Annotated in this window: 18 protein-coding genes; 4 read left to right on the top strand and 14 right to left on the bottom strand. The window is 56.1% G+C overall.

All coding sequences use genetic code 11. From position 1 onward, the window contains the following. Window positions 1-100 precede the first annotated feature (100 nt). Complete coding sequence (fumC, locus tag ENTMO_RS0110830) at window positions 101-1,495, top strand: class II fumarate hydratase (RefSeq protein WP_010430413.1); 1,395 nt, start codon at window positions 101-103, stop codon at window positions 1,493-1,495. Here the strand turns inward: fumC and tus are convergent, their stop codons facing one another. From tus to rstA, 4 genes are all read right to left on the bottom strand, one after another. After that, entirely contained in the window at window positions 1,496-2,425 is a 930-nt protein-coding gene (gene tus, locus ENTMO_RS0110835; protein ID WP_010430416.1) for a DNA replication terminus site-binding protein, read from the bottom strand. A 73-nt stretch (window positions 2,426-2,498) separates the two neighbouring features. Then, complete coding sequence (rstB, locus tag ENTMO_RS0110840; protein WP_010430418.1) at window positions 2,499-3,797, bottom strand: two-component system sensor histidine kinase RstB; 1,299 nt, start codon at window positions 3,795-3,797, stop codon at window positions 2,499-2,501. A gap of 108 nt (window positions 3,798-3,905) precedes the next feature. After that, window positions 3,906-4,166: a hypothetical protein gene (locus tag ENTMO_RS0110845; protein WP_010430421.1), complete on the bottom strand. Its 261-nt coding sequence runs from the start codon at window positions 4,164-4,166 to the stop codon at window positions 3,906-3,908. A 252-nt stretch (window positions 4,167-4,418) separates the two neighbouring features. Further along, a complete protein-coding gene (gene rstA, locus ENTMO_RS0110850; RefSeq protein WP_010430424.1) occupies window positions 4,419-5,135 on the bottom strand; it encodes a two-component system response regulator RstA in 717 nt (238 codons plus the stop codon). 128 nt (window positions 5,136-5,263) lie between these two features. Here rstA and ENTMO_RS0110855 point away from each other — a divergent pair, with 128 nt between their 5' ends. Beyond that, a complete protein-coding gene (locus ENTMO_RS0110855; RefSeq protein WP_010430427.1) occupies window positions 5,264-5,599 on the top strand; it encodes a GlpM family protein in 336 nt (111 codons plus the stop codon). Here ENTMO_RS0110855 and folM read toward each other — a convergent pair. From folM to ydgH, 3 genes are all read right to left on the bottom strand, one after another. After that, the gene (folM, locus tag ENTMO_RS0110860; protein ID WP_010430429.1) at window positions 5,596-6,318 is read right to left on the bottom strand and encodes a dihydromonapterin reductase; all 723 of its coding nucleotides are present in this window, start codon (window positions 6,316-6,318) and stop codon (window positions 5,596-5,598) included. The genes ENTMO_RS0110855 and folM overlap by 4 nt on opposite strands. 39 nt (window positions 6,319-6,357) lie before the next feature. Beyond that, window positions 6,358-7,740 (bottom strand): amino acid permease, encoded by a 1,383-nt coding sequence (locus ENTMO_RS0110865; RefSeq protein WP_010430432.1) that lies wholly within the window; start codon window positions 7,738-7,740, stop codon window positions 6,358-6,360. A gap of 185 nt (window positions 7,741-7,925) precedes the next feature. Continuing rightward, window positions 7,926-8,870, bottom strand: a complete 945-nt coding sequence (gene ydgH / locus ENTMO_RS0110870; RefSeq protein WP_010430434.1) for a DUF1471 family protein YdgH — start codon at window positions 8,868-8,870, stop codon at window positions 7,926-7,928. A gap of 535 nt (window positions 8,871-9,405) precedes the next feature. Here ydgH and pntA point away from each other — a divergent pair. Beyond that, on the top strand, window positions 9,406-10,935 hold the full coding sequence (gene pntA / locus ENTMO_RS0110875) for a Re/Si-specific NAD(P)(+) transhydrogenase subunit alpha (protein ID WP_010430436.1): 1,530 nt from the start codon (window positions 9,406-9,408) through the stop codon (window positions 10,933-10,935). A 10-nt stretch (window positions 10,936-10,945) separates the two neighbouring features. Continuing rightward, window positions 10,946-12,334, top strand: coding sequence for a Re/Si-specific NAD(P)(+) transhydrogenase subunit beta (pntB, locus tag ENTMO_RS0110880; RefSeq protein ID WP_010430438.1), 1,389 nt, complete (start codon window positions 10,946-10,948; stop codon window positions 12,332-12,334). A 120-nt stretch (window positions 12,335-12,454) separates the two neighbouring features. Here the strand turns inward: pntB and uspE are convergent, their stop codons facing one another. The 7 genes from uspE to ENTMO_RS0110915 form a co-directional block, all read right to left on the bottom strand. Then, window positions 12,455-13,405 (bottom strand): universal stress protein UspE, encoded by a 951-nt coding sequence (uspE, locus tag ENTMO_RS0110885; RefSeq protein WP_010430440.1) that lies wholly within the window; start codon window positions 13,403-13,405, stop codon window positions 12,455-12,457. Window positions 13,406-13,514: 109 nt separating this feature from the next. Further along, entirely contained in the window at window positions 13,515-13,709 is a 195-nt protein-coding gene (locus ENTMO_RS0110890; RefSeq protein ID WP_029485053.1) for a hypothetical protein, read from the bottom strand. A 126-nt stretch (window positions 13,710-13,835) separates the two neighbouring features. After that, entirely contained in the window at window positions 13,836-14,588 is a 753-nt protein-coding gene (gene fnr, locus ENTMO_RS0110895; protein WP_006174991.1) for a fumarate/nitrate reduction transcriptional regulator Fnr, read from the bottom strand. Window positions 14,589-14,771: 183 nt separating this feature from the next. Next, complete coding sequence (gene ogt, locus ENTMO_RS0110900; RefSeq protein ID WP_010430448.1) at window positions 14,772-15,287, bottom strand: methylated-DNA--[protein]-cysteine S-methyltransferase; 516 nt, start codon at window positions 15,285-15,287, stop codon at window positions 14,772-14,774. A gap of 10 nt (window positions 15,288-15,297) precedes the next feature. Continuing rightward, window positions 15,298-16,824 (bottom strand): p-aminobenzoyl-glutamate transporter, encoded by a 1,527-nt coding sequence (gene abgT, locus ENTMO_RS0110905; RefSeq protein WP_010430451.1) that lies wholly within the window; start codon window positions 16,822-16,824, stop codon window positions 15,298-15,300. A 36-nt stretch (window positions 16,825-16,860) separates the two neighbouring features. Further along, window positions 16,861-18,306, bottom strand: coding sequence for a M20 family metallopeptidase (locus tag ENTMO_RS0110910; RefSeq protein WP_010430453.1), 1,446 nt, complete (start codon window positions 18,304-18,306; stop codon window positions 16,861-16,863). Then, entirely contained in the window at window positions 18,306-19,616 is a 1,311-nt protein-coding gene (locus tag ENTMO_RS0110915) for a M20 family metallo-hydrolase (RefSeq protein WP_010430455.1), read from the bottom strand. Before ENTMO_RS0110915 ends, ENTMO_RS0110910 begins: the two co-directional genes overlap by 1 nt. Between the last annotated feature and the right edge of the window lie 75 nt (window positions 19,617-19,691).

Genomic DNA, 19,691 nt, shown 5'->3' on the forward strand with positions numbered 1-19,691 from the left:
CAAAAAGAGCGCACAAAGCGCCATAACGTTTCTCAGAAGTCATCAATACTTATCCCTTAAGCATGTGAGCAATCCCTCTTTTGTTATCAAGGAGAAAGTAATGACCACGGTACGCCATGAGAAAGACTCGATGGGCGCCATCGACGTCCCCGCCGACAAGCTATGGGGCGCGCAAACCCAGCGTTCGCTGGAGCATTTCCGAATCTCGACTGAAAAAATGCCCGTCTCGTTGATTCAGGCACTGGCGCTGACCAAACGCGCCGCCGCCAAAGTGAATCAGGATTTAGGCCTGCTGGCTGCCGATAAAGCGACGGCCATCATCGACGCTGCCGATGAAGTGCTTGCGGGCAAGCATCCCGACGAATTCCCCCTCGCCATCTGGCAGACCGGTTCCGGCACCCAGAGCAATATGAACATGAACGAAGTGCTGGCGAACCGGGCGAGTGAACTGCTGGGCGGCGTGCGCGGCATGGAGCGTAAGGTTCACCCGAACGATGACGTCAACAAAAGCCAGAGTTCTAACGACGTCTTTCCGACGGCAATGCACGTGGCGGCGGTGATTGCTATCCGCGAGCAGCTTATCCCGCAGCTCAACGTGCTCAAAACCACGCTCAACGAGAAAGCGCAGGCCTTCCGCGACATCGTTAAAATCGGCCGTACGCACCTGCAGGACGCCACGCCCCTGACGCTCGGGCAGGAGATTTCCGGCTGGGTGGCGATGCTGGAACATAACCTGAAGCACATCGACCATAGCCTGCCGCATCTGGCGGAGCTGGCGCTCGGCGGTACGGCGGTGGGTACCGGGTTAAATACTCATCCGGAATATGCGGTGCGCGTGGCTGAAGAGCTGGCAAGCATCACCGGACAGCCGTTCGTCACGGCGCCCAATAAGTTCGAAGCGCTGGCGACCTGTGACGCACTGGTCCATACCCACGGCGCGCTGAAAGGGCTGGCGGCATCATTAATGAAAATCGCCAACGACGTGCGCTGGCTGGCCTCGGGTCCACGCTGCGGCATCGGTGAAATCAGCATCCCGGAAAACGAGCCGGGCAGCTCCATCATGCCGGGTAAAGTCAACCCGACCCAGTGCGAAGCCATGACCATGCTCTGTTGTCAGGTGTTGGGCAACGACGTGGCCGTCAACCTGGGCGGCGCGTCCGGCAACTTCGAGCTGAACGTCTATCGCCCGATGGTGATCCACAACGTTCTGCAATCGATTCGTCTGCTGGCGGACGGGATGGAGAGCTTTAACGAGCATTGTGCGGTAGGGATTGAGCCGAATCGCGAGCGTATCAGCCAGCTGCTCAATGAATCCCTGATGCTGGTGACGGCGCTAAATACCCATATTGGCTACGACAAAGCCGCCGAGATCGCTAAAAAAGCGCATAAAGAGGGGCTGACGCTGAAAGCCTCCGCCCTGGCGCTGGGCTATCTGACGGAGGCTGAGTTTGACGCCTGGGTTCGCCCGGAGGCGATGGTCGGCAGTCTGAAATAATCATCCCGCCACATACAGGTGCAGCCGTGGAATAATCAGCTGTAGCGGCTGCGCCTGAGGTCTGTAACGGTGCTGGACATTGTCCGCATCGTAATTCAAAAGCTCACCAATATCCGGCACCATGGCCCCCTGATCGGCATCAAAGAGCGCAATCAGCGGCGTTGGGCAGGCATACTGCACCTGCTTTTGCTGCCCGGAATACCAGACGCGGGCAATAGGCTGCACCTTCACCGGGCGTTTTATCTTGAGGCGCGTGTCCGCCGGTAGCGAGGCGATGCTGTGATACTCCTGCTCCAGACGCTCAATCCACTGCTCGCGAGACCATGGGGCAACCGTACGCGGTGCTTTCAGGCTTTTCTCAAGCTGCGCCAGAATCTCATCCCGGGTGAAGTTTTTAATGATGTGCTTATTCGCCCAGCCGAAGCGCAGCGTGGCGGGGTGACGCAGTACCGTCAGCGTGCGATAGGCATTCAGGGTAATCAGCCCCGGAAGCTGACGGTGCACCCACTCAAACCGGGCGGCAGGGGCGAGGCCCGACTCTTCGGTGACGATCTTTTCAAATGCCGCTTTCAGGGTGTTGATATGGGTAGTCTGGCCTTCCAGCGTTTCACGCATTGTCGCATCGGTTTGCAGGCAGATCACGCCAGGCAGACGCACGGCCGCCTTGCTGCTGCGATGTTCTGACTGCTGCTGGATAAAAAGATGGCGATAGTGCTTCATCGCCAGCTCAAATGCGGCGCTGCCGATGTGCTGTTCAACTTCGATGGTATTCAGCGGGTCGTGTTCCGCCCCTTTGGCTACATCAGGCAGAGTAAAGACGCGCGCGGCCAGCAGGCGGCAGGTTTGCAAGCGTTCTGTCAGGGTAAGTAGCTCGTGTTCTATTTCGCGAAAGGTACTTTTCAGCCTTTCGATGAGATCGTAGGTCGCCATAAACACACTCATTAGTTACAACATACTTATCATATAGCACAGCACGCCGGGTCAGGCCAGCGTGCGGTTTAGGTCAGGCAGGAATGGGAAGGGCGATGTTATGGTATACCGGCCAGCTAAAGCAGAAGCGCGCGCCGCCAAGTTTGCTCTCCTCACAATGTACCGTGCCGCCCATCGCCTGGGCGATAGAGTAGACGATCGCCAGCCCAAGGCCACAGCCTCCGGTGGCGCGATCGCGGCTGGGGTCGAGGCGGACAAAGGGTTCAAAAACGGTTTCTCGTGCTTCCGGGGAAATTCCCGGCCCGTCATCCTCTACGGTCAGGCTCGCCTGATTGCCCTGCAAATCCAGGCCAATCCGCAGTGTACTCTCGCTGTAGCGCATGGCGTTATTCATCAGGTTATCCAGCACGCGCTCCATCAGGCGCATATCCAGCGCGCCGTAATCCCCCGGCGTCCCCGCCGTTAAAAGCGTGCGTTGGGGATTAACGCTCTGCACATCATCAATATGCGCCTGTAACCAGACGGGCAGATCCAGCGTGCTGAGGTTAAGCTCGTTTTGCGGACGGTCGAGGCGCGCGTAGGTCAGCAGCTCCTCAATCAGCGCTTCAAGCTGGCCAATGTCGCGATTCAGCGCCTGGTTCTCCGCCTCGGTCAGGTTCTCACTCATCTCCAGCCGATAGCGCAGGCGAACCAGCGGGGTACGCAACTCGTGAGCAATTCCGTCGATCAGCTGTTTCTTGCTGGCAATCAAGGCGTTAATGTTATCGGCCATCTGGTTAAACGCAATGCCGAGGCGATCGAAACTGGAACCGCTGTCGAAATGAATCCGCTCGGTAAGATGACCCTCACCAAAACGCTGCGCGGCAGATTCCAGTTTCAGCATGTCCTGCCAGTGTGGGCGCATCCAGATAAACACCGGAAAAGCCAGTGAAATGGCAATAAACGCCAGCAGGGCGAGGTCCAACAGGCGCATCTGATGCAGATAATACAGATAAGGCACCGGCCCGACGGCCAGTACGTAATGGCTGCGAGGAATACGCTGGATAAAGGTGTACTTTTCATCCAGCGCCACAATGTCCCCGTCACGCAAACGTTGCAGGGTGGGGGCATCTAACTCGAAATCTTTCAATGGCTCGATGCGCAGATCGAATGACAGATTTAAATCCAGCTCTTTAAGGGTTTTCGCCCAGTCGTGCGGGGGAATTTCGCGCAGCTCGCTACGCATCAGATAGAGCGAGCTTTTCATCAGATCGTCCAGCGACTGCCTGCCCGCACGTTCGGCGGTGAATTTATAGACCAGCCCGACCAGCATGGTCATCACCAGGAAGCAGACAAACAGCAAAAGATAAAACTGCACAAACAGCTTTTTCATTGAATCTCACCGAAAAAACAATACATGCAGAATATACATGAAAAAACCCACGGTGTTTTCATGTCTCTTTAGCGTGTGGAAAGCGTCATCTCTGTCGGGCAGAGCGCATTACATCGCACGCGCACTTTTTTTTACCTTGGCGATGAGTGTTTCCGTTACGGCCAGGCCTTCCGCAATATGCATATCAATCACGGCAGTCCCAAATTCGTTAATTAAATCCAGAAGTATTTCGTAAGACTGGATGAGCTCAAGGAGGTCAAAGAGCGCTTTTTGATCGGCGCGTGAGGGGGAGGAATGGCTAAGCGCAGCCTGATTAACAATCCATTCAAGATTGGTTTTGATGGCTTCTACCTGATTGTAGCTATACATATTTCATGGGCTTAAATCCTCATTTCAAGATTTTATGGGAGAGGTAGCGTGAGAGCTTCACGGTGAAAAAGAGTCTGTATATAGACGGGGCGGTACTGGCTGTAGAAAGGATGGGTGGAAATTTAATTATGGGATAGTTCGCGCGCTTAGCAAGTTAATTGTTGCGCAAACGGATAAATAAAAGCGCGAAGGCGAGGGCATCGCTGTGTAATGCCTTCATTTCGCGCATGTTATGCTAACCGGATAACGGAATCACGTTTCCCAGGCGTGCGGGGCGAACAGATAACCTTTATTACGCACGGTTTTAATGCGGTATGGCTCGGTGGCATTATCCTGCAGTTTTTTACGCAGACGCGAAATCGCGACGTCCACGCTGCGGTCCATTCCGTCATAGCTGACGCCGCGCAGGTTTTTCAGCAGGGCATCGCGGTCCATGATCTGTCCAGCATGCGTTGCCAGCTCCCACAGCAGGTCAAAGTCTGCGGTGGAGAGAGCGATAAGCTCCCCTGAGAGCAGCACCTGGCGGTTAATGGGATCAATAGACAGCGTACCGAAGCGCATCGCTTTGTGCGGCGTCAGAGACGGCGCGGGCGTTTCGCGTTCGCTGCTGGCGCGCTGGCGCAAATGAAGTCTCAGCCGGGCCAGCAGAACAGCTGGCGGCGTGGTTTTGAGAATGTAGTCGTTAGCGCCCATCTCCAGCGACAGAATATGGTTCATGTCGCTGTCCAGAGAGGTCAACAGCACGATAGGGCCCTCCCACCGGGCGCGCAGGTCACGGCAGAGCGTCATGCCATCTTTACCGGGCAGCATGATGTCCAGCAGCACCAGATCCGGGTTTTCGCGTAGCACAACCTCTTCAGCGCGATCGCCGCGAGGCTCAACGATGACGTCCATATCGTGTTTACCCAGATAAGCGGCGATCAATTGTCCCACTTCGGGTTCATCTTCTACATAAACAATCTTATTCATACTGCGTCTGTTATCGCGAAAAAAGCCAACATACACCGCACAACCTTAACCTTCCATTAATCTTTCAAAATTAAGGCCAGTTCCGTTATTCTGCCTCATATTGTTTCTTGATTGTTATGGAAAAAATGATGGGGCTGCTGATTAAAGCCGCGCTGGGTGCGCTGGTGGTGCTGTTGATTGGGGTGCTGGCGAAAACGAAGAATTACTACATTGCCGGGTTGATTCCGCTTTTTCCGACCTTTGCGCTCATTGCGCACTACATCGTTGCGTCCGAGCGTGGCATTGAAGCGCTGCGGGCCACCATTGTGTTCGGAATGTGGTCCATCATCCCGTATTTTCTCTACCTGCTGTCGCTGTGGTACTTCACCGGTTTTATGCGGATTCCGCTGGCGCTGGGCGGGGCAGTGGTCTGCTGGAGCCTCAGCGCCTGGGTCTTGATCTTCTTCTGGAGCCGCTTTCACTAGCGAAGCGGGCGTCCTCCGTCCACGGAGAAGGTTCTGCCCGTAACGTAGCAGCTGGTGAGCAGGTAATCGATAAGGTCGATCACCTCTTTCTCGCCCGGGGCGATTTTCATCAGTGATTTATTCAGCGCCTGCTGGCGATACTCGGCATCATCGTGTTCGTTAAACAATATCATCGCCGGGGCGATGGCGTTCACTTTGACCTCGGGGGCCAGCTTGCGGGCAAACGAGCGCGTCATGTTATCCAGCGCGGCCTTGCTGGCCGCATAGGCGATGTGCTTGTCGCTGCCGCGCTCCACCACATAATCGGTGAAATGAATAATGTCACCCGCGGCATGCCCGTGCCCGCGCAGTAGGTCTTGCAATGCATGGTTCAGCAAATAGGGCGCATTGACGTGGATTTGCAGCATGCAGGAGAGCGTTTCGCTCAGCGGTGTCGCAGGCGTTTCGGCCTGCCATGCGCTGGCGTTATGAATAATGGCGCGCAGCCCGCTGGTGGTAGATTTCACCTTCTCCGCGAAAGCAAGAATACCCTCATCGGTTGAAAAATCGGCCTGAATACAGATCGCGCCGGCTTTACGCAATCCCTCAATCGAAGGGTATTCACTGCGGTAGCTGACGATAACCGGATGGCGAAGGTTGAGAAAGTGATGGGCAAGGGCGAGGCCGATACGGCGGCCTCCACCGGTGATCAATATTGGGCGTTGCTGTGCATTTCCCATCGTATTCTCCTTTTCAGTTCAACAATGGGAAAGGCGATGCTATCCCATTAACATCCACGTGGCCGGTACGGCAGCAATCAGTAACAACCCGATCGCGGCCATTTCACGGCGCTTGAGGGCGTTCTCCAGCTGATGCGTGCGACGTGCATAGATAAACACCAGCAGACCCGGCGCATACAACACCACCGACAGCAGCAGATGCATAGGCCCGGAAGCATACAACAACCACAGACCGTAAATACAGGCGCCGACACCGACAATGTAATGCGCCGGGCGCGTCGCGATTTTTAACAAATACGCACCCACTAAGAAATAGGGTACCAGAATCATTTCAGAGGCGATGGTCAGCAGGGTGTTATAGTCCGAACCTGTGAGCCAGATCAGCACCAGACAGACCTGTACGCTGATGTTGGTGAGCCAGAGTGAGGCCGACGGCGCATTGTTTTTATTCTGGCGGGCAAACAGGCGAGGAAACGCCTTGTGCGTGGCGGCCAGGAACGGTACTTCTGCCGCCATGATGGTCCAGCTCAGGTAAGCGCCACACACGGAAACGATAAGCCCCGCAGCAATCACCACATCTCCCCACGGGCCGAGCATTTTCACCATCAGCCCAGCCATCGACGGATTACGCATTTCTGCCAGTTCAGGGCGCGCCACCACGCCCAGCGACAGCAGCGTCACCAGCAGATAGACCCCCAGCGCCGCCAGCACGGCCAACAGCGCGGCGCGGCCGACATCGCGCTTATTACGCGCCCGGGCCGAAACCACGACGGCACCCTCAACGCCGATGAACACCCACAGGGTGATCAGCATGGTATTTTTGACCTGCTCCCAGACGGGCACGCCCAGCGCGATACCGGTGAAGTCGAGCTTAAAGACGTCAAGACGAAACGCAATAAATGCCAGCACGACAAACAGGCCAAGCGGGACCAGTTTAGCCAGCGTCGCGACCAGGTTGATGCTGGCCGCCGTCTGGACACCGCGTAATACCAGCCAGTGCACCACCCACAGCAGTACAGATGCCCCGACAATGGATTGCCAGGTATTGCCGTCACCAAACAGGCGGAGCTCAGGGGTATCGGTAAAGAAACTGAGCGCCGAGAAGACAATCACCAGGTAGGAGACGTTCGCGATCACCGCACAAAGCCAGTAGCCCCATGCGGAACAGAAGCCAATCAGCTCCCCGAAGCCTTCGCGGGCATAGGTGAAAATGCCGCCATCCAGATCGGGGCGAATGCGGGTGAGCAGCAGCATGGCAAATGCCAGCAGCAGGATCCCGACGCCGGTGATCGCCCAGCCAATAATTAACGCGGCAGGGCTTGCGACTGCCGCCATGTTCTGCGGCAAACTGAATACACCCGCACCCAGCATTGAGCTTAAAACGAGTGCAGTTAATGCACTCAGGCCAAGTTTCTTTTCCATTGGCTTCCTGTTATGAAAGGTCCAAATCCAGAATAATTATTTCGCACGGGCGCATAAAAATGGTGGATCACACTAAGGCGCGGGATTTTACGGAGTGTCAGGAAAGCATGCAATGATGTGTGGCCGAAATTAGAAAAAAAGTAACAAAAAAGGCGGCATTACGCCGCCTCAGATCAACCGTTTTGTTACTTATACAGATCGGCGCTGATGGTCATGTTGTTACCACGTTCCTGCCACTGGCGGGTGATGTGGTAGTACTTCGCGCCTTTCTTCGCCGCGCGCTTCGCGACCTGATAAGAGACTTCCGTTCCGTTGCCGTAGTTGCCGGTAAACTTGATGCTGTCGAACGGTACCATCTGCGCGGCAGTGGCGTTGTTCAGCTCTTCAATTTTGGTTCCATCCGGCAGAGTGACGGAATAGCGTCCACCTTTGGTGGTTTGCGTTTCAAAGAAACGGCCCACTTCAGCGCTTGGCGCTGCTGAGGTCGCGACGCCCGGAATCTCAACTTTCTTCGCTTCTTCACCGCCTTTTGCTAACGCCGCACGTCCCGCATCGGAATCAGCAGGGATAGCGTCCGGGCTTTGCAGAACGCGTTTTTTCGCATCTTCTTTATAGATGAACGCGGTAATACGCTGGTTGCCGCCCTGGTTAGCATCCACCTGACGCACGATATAGAAAGAGTAAGCTCCTTTCTGCTTCGCGGCTTTGGTGATGGCATCGTTCACTTCAGGCTGGCTGCGGTAGAAGCCCTGAACGGTAACGGTGTCATACGGCTCAAGCGCAATCGCCTGATCTTTTGGCAGCTCAACGATGCCGTTAATCACGCGGTTTTTCTGTTCATCCGCTTTAGGCGCATTTTCTTTGTACAGCGCAATGGTGACGCGCTGGTTGCCGCTGTTGCCCTGATCGGACTGATCGAGCACATAAAACGAAGCCGCGCCTTTTTTATCAGCGGCTTTTGACGCGGCGGCAACGCCGTCGCCAATGGAGTTGTAGCGACCCACAATGACCGTCTGGTCAAAAGGTTTTAACGCTGCCGCTTGCTCCGGCGTTAACTCTGTCGCGGCATTCGCAGACAGGGCGGTCGCGGAAAGAAGTGCGGACGCCAGGAGTGTGTTCTTAAGCTTCATAAAAATAATCCTTCGCCTTGCGCAAACCATGTACTGGTATTGTTGTTAATTTGAGACGGTCCCGATTATGGCATTTAAATCCCGTCGCTGTCTGCGCCATTTTTCACAGCCTGTGCTCAGCGCATGACCCAATTCGATAACATTTAGTGATATGTTGAAAAAACAGACGTTTGACAAGTAAAACTGATAAAGCTTATGACTTTTACAAGTTAATTTAATGTTAATAAGTTGTTCTGTTATGGCGCTATATCATGTTTTTGCCGCTTCGCTTGCGCGTTTTATCGGTCTCAGCGATGAATTTAAGGTAAATATCTCTGTCAGCGATGCCGATCGCTTATTTTTCACAGATAAAGTAAGAAATAGTGTTTTTGGACGGTAGATCACGGGCGTTATTTTCAGTAGGTTATAGAAAGTTTGTTACTGTTTTATTTTCCGGGGTGGATCATTTTTCGTCGTTATGTGGATGGCGAAATCTGCGACCGACCGCGGGCAATTATCGACAAACCATCATCAAAAACCGATGGAAGGGAAAACTATGCGTATTGGGGTACCAAAAGAACGGTTAGCCAATGAAACCCGTGTAGCGGCAACACCGAAAACGGTGGAGCAACTGCTCAAACTGGGTTTTACCGTCGCGGTTGAAAGCGGCGCGGGCAAACTGGCCAGTTTCGATGACGAGGCCTTTATCCAGGCCGGTGCGGAAGTGGTCGAAGGGGCAGAGGTCTGGCAATCGCCGATCATTCTGAAGGTCAACGCACCGGAAGAGAACGAGATTGCGCTGCTGAACGCGGGCACGACGCTGGTGAGCTTCGTCTGGCCTGCACAAAATCCAGAGCTGATGGAGAAGCTGGCAGCCCGTGGCGTCACCGTGATGGCGATGGACTCGGTGCCGCGCATTTCGCGCGCCCAGTCTCTGGATGCGCTGAGCTCCATGGCGAACATCGCGGGCTACCGCGCTATCGTTGAAGCGGCTCACGAGTTTGGTCGTTTCTTTACCGGTCAGATCACCGCGGCGGGTAAAGTACCGCCAGCGAAAGTGATGGTGATTGGTGCGGGCGTGGCCGGTCTTGCTGCGATTGGAGCGGCAAATAGCCTGGGCGCTATCGTCCGTGCTTTTGATACCCGTCCGGAAGTGAAGGAGCAGGTCCAGAGTATGGGCGCCGAGTTCCTTGAGCTGGACTTCAAGGAAGAAGCTGGCAGCGGTGATGGTTACGCGAAGGTAATGTCCGAAGCCTTTATCAAAGCCGAAATGGAACTCTTCGCCGCGCAGGCGAAAGAGGTCGACATCATCGTCACCACGGCGCTGATTCCGGGCAAACCGGCACCGAAGCTGATCACCCGCGAGATGGTCGATTCCATGCAGCCGGGCAGCGTGATTGTCGATCTGGCCGCGCAGAACGGTGGTAACTGCGAATATACCGTGCCAAATCAGGTGACCACGACCGCTAACGGTGTGAAGGTCATTGGGTATACCGATCTGCCGGGGCGTCTGCCAACCCAGTCTTCACAGCTGTACGGCACTAACCTCGTCAACCTGCTGAAGCTGCTCTGCAAAGAGAAAGATGGCAACATCACCGTTGATTTTGACGACGTGGTTGTCCGTGGCGTCACCGTTGTCCGTGAAGGTGAAATCACCTGGCCTGCTCCGCCTATTCAGGTTTCCGCGCAGCCTCAGGCGGCACCAAAAGCCGCGCCAGAGCCAAAAGAACCCGCTAAACCGGCTTCCCCGTGGCGCAAATACGCGATCATGGCGCTGGTGATTATTCTCTTCGGCTGGCTGGCTGACGTCGCACCAAAAGAGTTCCTTGGTCACTTCACCGTCTTCGCGCTCTCCTGCGTCGTGGGCTACTACGTGGTGTGGAACGTCTCCCATGCGCTGCATACGCCGCTGATGTCGGTGACCAACGCCATCTCCGGGATTATCGTGGTCGGAGCGTTGCTGCAGATTGGTCACGGCGGCTGGATCAGCTTCCTGAGCTTTGTCGCGGTGCTGATCGCCAGTATCAATATTTTCGGTGGTTTCACCGTGACTCAGCGCATGCTGAAAATGTTTCGTAAAGGCTAAGGGGTAGCATATGTCTGGAGGATTAGTGACAGCCGCATACATTGTTGCTGCAATCCTGTTTATTTTCAGTCTGGCGGGACTTTCCAAACACGAAACGTCTCAGCAGGGGAATAACTTTGGTATTGCCGGGATGGCAATTGCGCTGATTGCCACCATCTTCGGGCCGGACACCGGCAACGTTGCGTGGATCCTGGTGGCGATGATCATCGGTGGCGCAATTGGTATTCGCCTGGCAAAACGCGTTGAAATGACCGAGATGCCGGAGCTGGTTGCGATTCTGCACAGCTTCGTGGGTCTGGCGGCGGTGCTGGTGGGCTTCAACAGCTATCTGTATCACGAACCGGGCCTGGAACCGATTCTGGTGAACATTCACCTGACGGAAGTGTTCCTCGGTATCTTTATCGGTGCGGTGACCTTCACCGGTTCGATTGTGGCGTTCGGCAAGCTGCGCGGGAAAATTTCCTCTAAGCCGCTGATGCTGCCAAACCGTCACAAGCTGAACCTGGCGGCGCTGGTGGTCTCATTTGTGCTGCTGGTGGTCTTCGTGCGTACCGAAAGCGTAGGCCTGCAGGTGCTGGCGTTGCTGGTGATGACCATCATTGCGCTGGCGTTCGGCTGGCACCTGGTGGCGTCCATCGGTGGTGCGGATATGCCAGTGGTTGTCTCGATGCTGAACTCCTACTCCGGTTGGGCGGCAGCGGCGGCAGGCTTTATGCTGAGCAACGACCTGCTGATCGTCACCGGTGCGCTGGTGGGTTCTTCGGGTGCGATCCTGTCTTACATCATGTGTAAGGCGATGAACCGTTCGTTCATCAGCGTGATTGCCGGTGGCTTTGGTTCTGACGGCTCTTCGACCGGTTCCGATGAGGAAGTGGGTGAGCACCGTGAAATCAGCGCGGAAGACACTGCGGATATGCTGAAAAACTCGCATTCCGTGATCATCACCCCGGGCTACGGCATGGCGGTGGCGCAGGCGCAGTATCCGGTTGCGGAAATCACCGAGAAGCTGCGCGCGCGCGGTATCAAGGTTCGCTTTGGTATCCACCCGGTGGCAGGTCGTCTGCCAGGCCACATGAACGTGCTATTGGCGGAGGCGAAAGTGCCTTACGACATCGTGCTGGAAATGGACGAGATCAACGATGATTTCGCCGACACCGACACCGTGCTGGTCATCGGCGCTAACGACACCGTTAACCCGGCGGCGCAGGACGATCCGCGTAGCCCAATCGCCGGTATGCCGGTTCTGGAAGTGTGGAAAGCACAGAACGTGATTGTGTTTAAGCGCTCCATGAATACCGGCTATGCAGGCGTTCAGAACCCGCTGTTCTTCAAAGAGAACACTCACATGCTGTTTGGCGACGCTAAAGCCAGCGTGGATGCGATTCTGAAAGCGCTGTAAGTTGCGCTGAAACGAAAAAACCGCCGAATCCGGCGGTTTTTTTATTGCCGGGTGGCGCTCACGCTTACCCGGCCTACGGTTTTGTAGGCCCGGCAAGCTTGCGCCGCCGGGCGTTAGGGGTCAATCGTCTTCCGGGTCATCCAACTCAACCGGTGTCTGGAACTCATCCGGCTTAATGACCAGCAGGTCGCAGCGCAGATGGTCGATCACCTGTTCGGCGGTATTGCCGAGGAACGCGGCTGAAATACCGGTGCGCCCGATGGTTCCCAGTACCACAATCCCCGCCTGAAGATGTTCCGCTAAATCCGGGATCACCTCTTCAGGCAGACCTTTTTCAACGTGCGTCATTTTCTCATCAATGCTGAATTTTTGGCGCAGCGCTTTCATCGCCAGCAGGTGCTGTCCGCGGATCGCGTCGTTATAGACGCTCGGGTCAAATTCAGGCAGCTCAATGGCAATGTTAATCGGCGTGACCGGATACGCGCCCACAAGATGCACTTCGGTGTGATTGACCTGTTCGGCAAGCTGGATGGTTTCCTTCACCAGCTTCTCGTTTAGCGAATTGTGGTAATCCTCTTCGCTCGCGAGGTTTACTGCCACGACGGCTTTTCCGCCCTCAGGCCACGGCTGGTCTTTTACCATCCAGACCGGACAAGGACATTTACGCAGCAGATGCCAGTCGGTAGGGGTGAAGATCACGGATTCCAGCTTGTCATGCTGGTGCGCCATTTTCAGCAGCAGGTCGTGCCCACCGGCGACAACTTCCTGGATAATGGCTTCGAAAGGTCGGTTATGCCAGACCACTTTGATATCAATAGGAACACCCGCTTCCAGGTAATATTTCGCCTGTTCACGGATCCACGCGGTACGCTGGCCGATCACGCCCTGACGCATCGCGGTGCGCTCGTCAGGGGACAGAAGGGTGGTCATCTCATACGAGAAGTCATAGATCGGCAAAAACGCTTTGATTTTGCCACCAATCCGTTGATGTAAATACACAGCACGTCGTAATGCTGGCTGATCGTCCTGATTCGGATCGATAGCTACCAGCATGTTTTGATACTTGGCCATACAGGTCTCCTTACTACTGTCACCACAGTCTGTAATTAAAAGAGTAACCTATATATCTTGAATGAAACAGGGGGGAGGTTTTGTCAGATCAATAAATCATGCAAATTTATCAAAGAAGCAGAACGGTCACCGTCACGGCGATAAATGCAATCAACAGCAGCACCATCACCGCTATCGCAAAGGTCGTTGAATCCTGTACATAGGTCTTTTCCTCTCCCTTCATCGGGCCGACAAGCATGATCCAGATGAATATGAAGGTGATTGAGGCAATAACGACTGAAACGAAAAATAAACTTTCTCTCAAATCATAACCTCAACGGGAACGTGCCAGGCGCAGACCGGGGAGTGGGAGCGGTTGAAAAGGACAATGTAAAATGCCAGTTCCGTCATCACGAAAATGTACGAAACTGGCATGAATCATTCGGGGATGTTATGCGACGTTGCGGGCGTGCCCGGCGAGAACCGCCAGCGCTTCACCATTTTCGATGGTGATGTACTTACCTTTAACCGCCAGCATGCCGCTTTTCTGGAAACGTCCCAGCAGACGGCTGATGGTCTCAACGGTCAGGCCCAGGTAGTTACCGATATCGCCACGCGTCATCGTCAGACGGAATTCACGCGGGGAGAAACCACGTTCCGCGAAACGGCGGGAGAGGTTGTAGATAAACGCGGCCAGGCGCTCTTCTGCATTCTTTTTGGAAAGCAGCAGGATCATGTCCTGATCGCCTTTGATCTCACCGCTCATCAGACGCATCATCTGCTGACGCAGGTTAGGCATCTTACCGGACAGATCGTCCAGGGTTTCAAACGGAATTTCGCAAACCATTGAGGTTTCAAGCGCCTGAGCAAAGCTCGGGTGATGACCCGTGCCGATAGCATCAAAGCCCACCAGGTCGCCCGCCAGATGGAAGCCGGTGATCTGCTCATCACCCTGTTCGGTGATGGTGTAGCTCTTGATGGTGCCAGAACGGATAGCATAGAGCGATTTCAGTTCGTCTCCCGCTTTAAACAGCGTCTGCCCTTTCTGAATAGGCTTTTTACGCTCGATGATATTATCAAGCTGATCGAGTTCATGCTCATTCAGGGTAAACGGGATACAGAGCTGGCTGATGCTGCAATCCTGGCAATGGATAGCACAACCGCCAGACTGAATGCGTCGTATAATTCGCTTTTCCGGGATCATAGGTTTGCTCAAGCCTTAATTGATATTGGTCAATTTTAACATCTTTTTGGTAAGTACGTAAGCCTGGCAAACCCTCAATAAGGACAAGTGGCGACATTGTGTCGCCATCTTCTTGAAATTCCACAAATTGCTTATGGATTTTTACCCTAACCGGAAGAAAATTAAGCACTAAAAGCCTGGTTTCTACAGCAAAAGATACCCTTCATGGCGCAGTAGCCACTCTTTTCGCTGCACGCCACCGGCATAGCCCGTCATGGTGCCGTTGCGGCCAATCACGCGGTGGCAGGGCACCACGATGCTGACCGGGTTGGAGCCGTTTGCGGCCCCCACTGCGCGCGCCGCGCCCGCACGGCCTAACTGCTCTGCGAGCTGACCATAATGCATGACCTGCCCGCACGGAATCGACCGCAGGGCCTGCCATACGTCGCGCTGAAAAGGCGTGCCTGCCGTGGCGGTTGGCAGAGTATCAATGATGCTGAGATCGCCCTCGAAGTACGCCGCAAGCTTATCGCTCAGCCCACCCGGATTGGTGGCGCTGAAACGCTCAAAACCCTCAGCGCGATAATGAATGTTCAGCAGTTCTTCCATGCGGTCGCTGTGCTCTTCCCATTCGACGGCGCGCAGATTGAACGCCTCATCGGCGATAACCCACAGCGGCCCAAGCGGCGTCGCAATCTTATCTTCGAGTAATCTCAGCATCCTCATTCCTTTAGTTCAGCCTCGGGTATATTCCCGGTCCAATCGGCAGGCCGACAAGATACCACGCCACCAACATCACCAGCCATACCCCTAAAAAGATAAGCGGATAAGGCAAGACGAGCGAATAGTAGGTACCCAGTTTGGCCTCTGGTTTATAACGCTGCAGGAAGCCTAAAAACAGCGGAACAAACGGCGAAACCGGCGCCAGGGGAATGACCGAGGAGTCTGCGATACGGAACAGGATCTGCGCAAAAGCCGGGTGGAAGCCCAGCATCATAAACATCGGCACGAAGATCGGCGCCAGAATCGACCAGATGGCGGAGCCGCTGGCGATAAACATGCACAGCAGCGATGAAAGCAGCGCCAGGCCGACAAACGCCGGTACGCCGCTTAACCCGGCCGCCTCCAGCGCGTCGGTCAGGCCCACGGCCATGAACTTGCCCATGTTGCTCCAGTTAAACATCGCCACGAACTGCGCCAGCGGGAATACCATCACAATAAAACCCGCCATCTCCTTCATCGGCTCGATCATTAGCTGCGGCAGATCGCCCTGACGGCGGATTTTGCCGGTGGCGATACCGTAGGCGAGCGAGACGACAAAGAAGAAGAGGATAATCAGCGGCACGATGCCCTGAATAAACGGCGACGGCAGGACGGTATGTTTAACCGGATCGCGCAATATGCCGTTTTCCGGCACCACCATCAGCGCCACCAGCGCGATAAAGGCCAGCGAGACCAGGCCAGCTACGCGTAGGCCGAAGCGCTGCTCTTTGCTCAGGGTTTCCAGTTTTTCATCGCTACGGCCTTCCCATTTACCCAGCCGCGGCTCGATGATCTTATCGGTAATCAGCCCGCCAACAATCGTCAGGACAATCACCGAGCTGGCCATAAAGTACCAGTTGTCGATCACGCTGACGTGCATTGCCGCATCGATGGTTTTCGCCGCCTCCGTGCTGATGCTAGAGAGCAGCACGTCGGTGGTGACGATCAGCAGGTTAGCGGTAAATCCGCAGCCCACGCCCGCAATCGCCGACAGCAGGCCCGCAACGGGATGACGCCCGACGGCGAGGAAAATCAGCGCCCCCATCGGCGGCATGATCACCAGCGCGGCGTCGGAGGAGATATGGCTGAAGAAGGCGATAAACAGCACCATATAGCTCGCGTAGCGTGCGCTGACGTGGGAAGCCATCTTCACCATTAACGCGGGCAGCAAGCCCACGCGTTCCGCCAGCCCGGCGCCCAGCACCAGGGCCAGAATGGCGCCCAGCGGGGCGAAACCGCTGAAGTTCTTAATCACGTTGGGTAAAAACCAGTGCAGCCCGTCAACGCTGAGCAGGTTTTTCACCGCCACCAGGCTGCCGTCAGCCGGACTGCGCACGCTCACGTCAAAGGCGGAGAGTACGGCGGTGGCGACCATCAAAATCACAATCAGATAGATAAAAAGCAGGAAAGGGTGCGGCACTTTATTGCCGATCCTCTCAACCCAGCCATAGAGCTTACCGGATGGGGAAGGCGAAGGTATGGATGACATACTCATGGGCGTTCCTCGGGAGTGTTGTTGTGTTGTGTTTTTTTATTTTAAAGGTGACGGTGTCACGCCCTGAGGGATCGGACACACGTACGGTTTTTCTTGTAATTGTTGTTCGAACTCTTCACGGCATTTTTTCAGCAGCGCTGCGTCCTGCAGCAGATTGAGCGCGGTCGCACCCATCACTTTTCCGGCCAGCAGCATGCCTTTGTGGGCAATGGAGGTACGCCCCTGCGCCACCAGTTGCCAGGTGTGCAGCGGCGTGCCGACGGTAAAGCAGGGGCTGAAGCACTGGGCGACTGGCATTTTCCAGCTGACATCGCCCACGTCGGTTGAACCCGCCAGCACGTTGTCGGTGATGGCATAGGGGGCGACTTCATCCACCAGCAGCGTCTCCTGATGACGACGGGCAAAGGCTTTCCCCGCGTCGCCACCCGTTGCGGCAATATTTTTCAGGCTGTTCTGCAGATCGTTGGGCGTCAGCGTGGCGCGGATCTCGCGGGCGAAGGCGCGTTCTTCCTCCGTCCAGAGCGGCGTGCCGTAGTGCTGCAGGGCGCGATACATCGCCGCCTCGAGCGTGCGGTTTGGCAGATAGCTTGAGCAGGCTTTATCAAAGCGACACTCGACGGTAGTTTCGGTCATCATCGCCGCGCCCTGGGCGATTTTCTCGATGCGTTCGTAGATTTGCTGCGCATCGGCCATCTCCGGGGCGCGGATCAGGTACAGCACCTCCGCCTGCGCCTGCACCACGTTGGGTGAAATCCCGCCGGTATCGGTAATGGCATAATGGACGCGCGCTTTTTCAATGATGTGTTCGTTGAGGAAGTTGGTGCCGGTGGTCATCAGCGTCACGGCGTCCAGCGCGCTGCGTCCCAGATGGGGGGAGTTGGCCGCGTGCGCCGCCACGCCGTGAAAACGCCAGGCGGCCTGAATATTCGCCAGCGTGCTGACGTTGAACATCCCGGCGAAGGCTTCCGGATGCCAGGTGACGGCGGCATCAACATCATCAAACAGACCTTCGCGCACCATAAAGGTTTTCCCGGAACCGCCTTCCTCGCCGGGACAGCCATAAAAACGCACCGTTCCGCTGCCGCCGTGCTCCTCCAGCCAGCTTTTCACCGCCACCGCGCCTGCCAGCGCCGCGGTGCCCAGGAGGTTATGCCCGCAGCCGTGGCCGTTGGCCCCCGGCGTGGTGGATTGCGCCGTCGCGCAGTGCGCCTGCTGGCTTAACCCGGCCAGCGCGTCGTATTCGCCCAGCAGGGCGATAACCGGTTTCCCGCTGCCGAAGCTGGCGATAAACGCGTTGGGAATACCGCCAGCCTCGCGCGTCAGCGTGAAGCCCTCGGCCTCCAGCTCGCTGGCGAGCCGTTCGGCGGACCAGAACTCTTCAAAGCGGGTTTCAGGGCGATCCCAGATCGCGTCGGCAATATCGGTTAACGTCCGACATCGCGTGTCGATCGCATCGGCAATAAAAGCGTAGTTCTCCTGCATTACACACCTCGCGTCCACGGGAAATTGAGCGCAGTTCGCGCCAGCGTTTCAATGGCGATGGCCATGACCTGCTCATCGAAGTCGAATTTTTCGTTGTGATGTCCGGCGCTCAAATCGGTGCCAAACACCATATAGGACGCCATGCCGCCGTTCTCCTGCACGCGGGCCATCATTAGCGTGGCGTCTTCGGAGCCTGCTGGCGCATTCACCTTATCGATGGCGTGAACAACCCCGGAAACCTGGCTCGCCTGTTCGCGCAGATAATCCACCCACGCCGGTGTCGGTGCGCTGGAGGTCGCGGCACCCATCAGGCGCATCTCGGCGCGCACGCCGTAGAGCGCCGCTGCGCCGGTAATGACCGCCTGCGCGCGTTCAAAGACATACTGGTTAATGGCTTCGGTTTCGCCGCGCGTTTCAACCTTGATCAGGGCATTGGCGGGCACCACGTTGCGTCCGCTGCCCGCCTGCATCACGCCGACGTTCACCCGGGAGGCCCCTTCGCTGTGCGGGGCGATGCTGTGCAGGGCGAGGGAGGCCTGCGCGGCGGCGAGCAGGGCGTTACGTCCGTCCTCCGGTTTACCGCCCGCGTGTGCGGCCACGCCGGTAAAGTTCACGTCGAACTTGGTGGTGGCCATAAAGTTATCGCTGCCGCAGATCACCGTTCCCGCAGCGACGCCGGTACCAATATGGATGGCGGTGAAATAGTCCACGTCGTCCAGCGCCCCGGCGGCAACCATGGCGCGCGCGCCGCGCGTGCCTTCTTCGGCAGGCTGGAAGATCAGCTTGAGGGTGCCGCTGAGCTGCGCTTCATTCTGCTTAAGCACCTGAGCCAGCCCCAGACCAATAGTGGTATGGCCGTCGTGCGCGCAGGCGTGCATCATCCCCGCGCTGCAGGAGGCAACCCCGTCGCGGAACGGGCGATGGCTTTCATCCAGCGCTTCGCTTAAATCAAGGGCATCCATGTCGACGCGAAACGCCAGGGTTGGACCAGGACGCCCGGTATTGAGGGTCGCCACAATACCGGTAAACCCGCCTTCAAACGGCGCCAGCCATTTCTCAGTCGCGCCTTGCGCCCGCGCGCGGTCAAACTCATGCGCCAGGGTAGCGGCATCGGGCAACCCCATCCGGCTTTCGGCATCGACCACGTCACGACCCATCGCCAGTTCGTAACCCAGCGAGTTAAGGATTTCCGCGACTTTCGCGGCGGTACGAAACTCTACCCAGCCAGATTCCGCGAAATGGTGAAAATCGCGACGCCATGCGCTCAGCTGCGGGGATAATGTCTGGATGTACTGCGCCAGTGTGTCCATATCTGTTCCTGTCATCATTAAAATATGTGAACTGCTTCACGCTGTGATAGTTTTTACTTATCACTAACCGATTTT

Source organism: Enterobacter mori LMG 25706 (genome assembly GCF_000211415.1).
Lineage (GTDB): Bacteria > Pseudomonadota > Gammaproteobacteria > Enterobacterales > Enterobacteriaceae > Enterobacter > Enterobacter mori.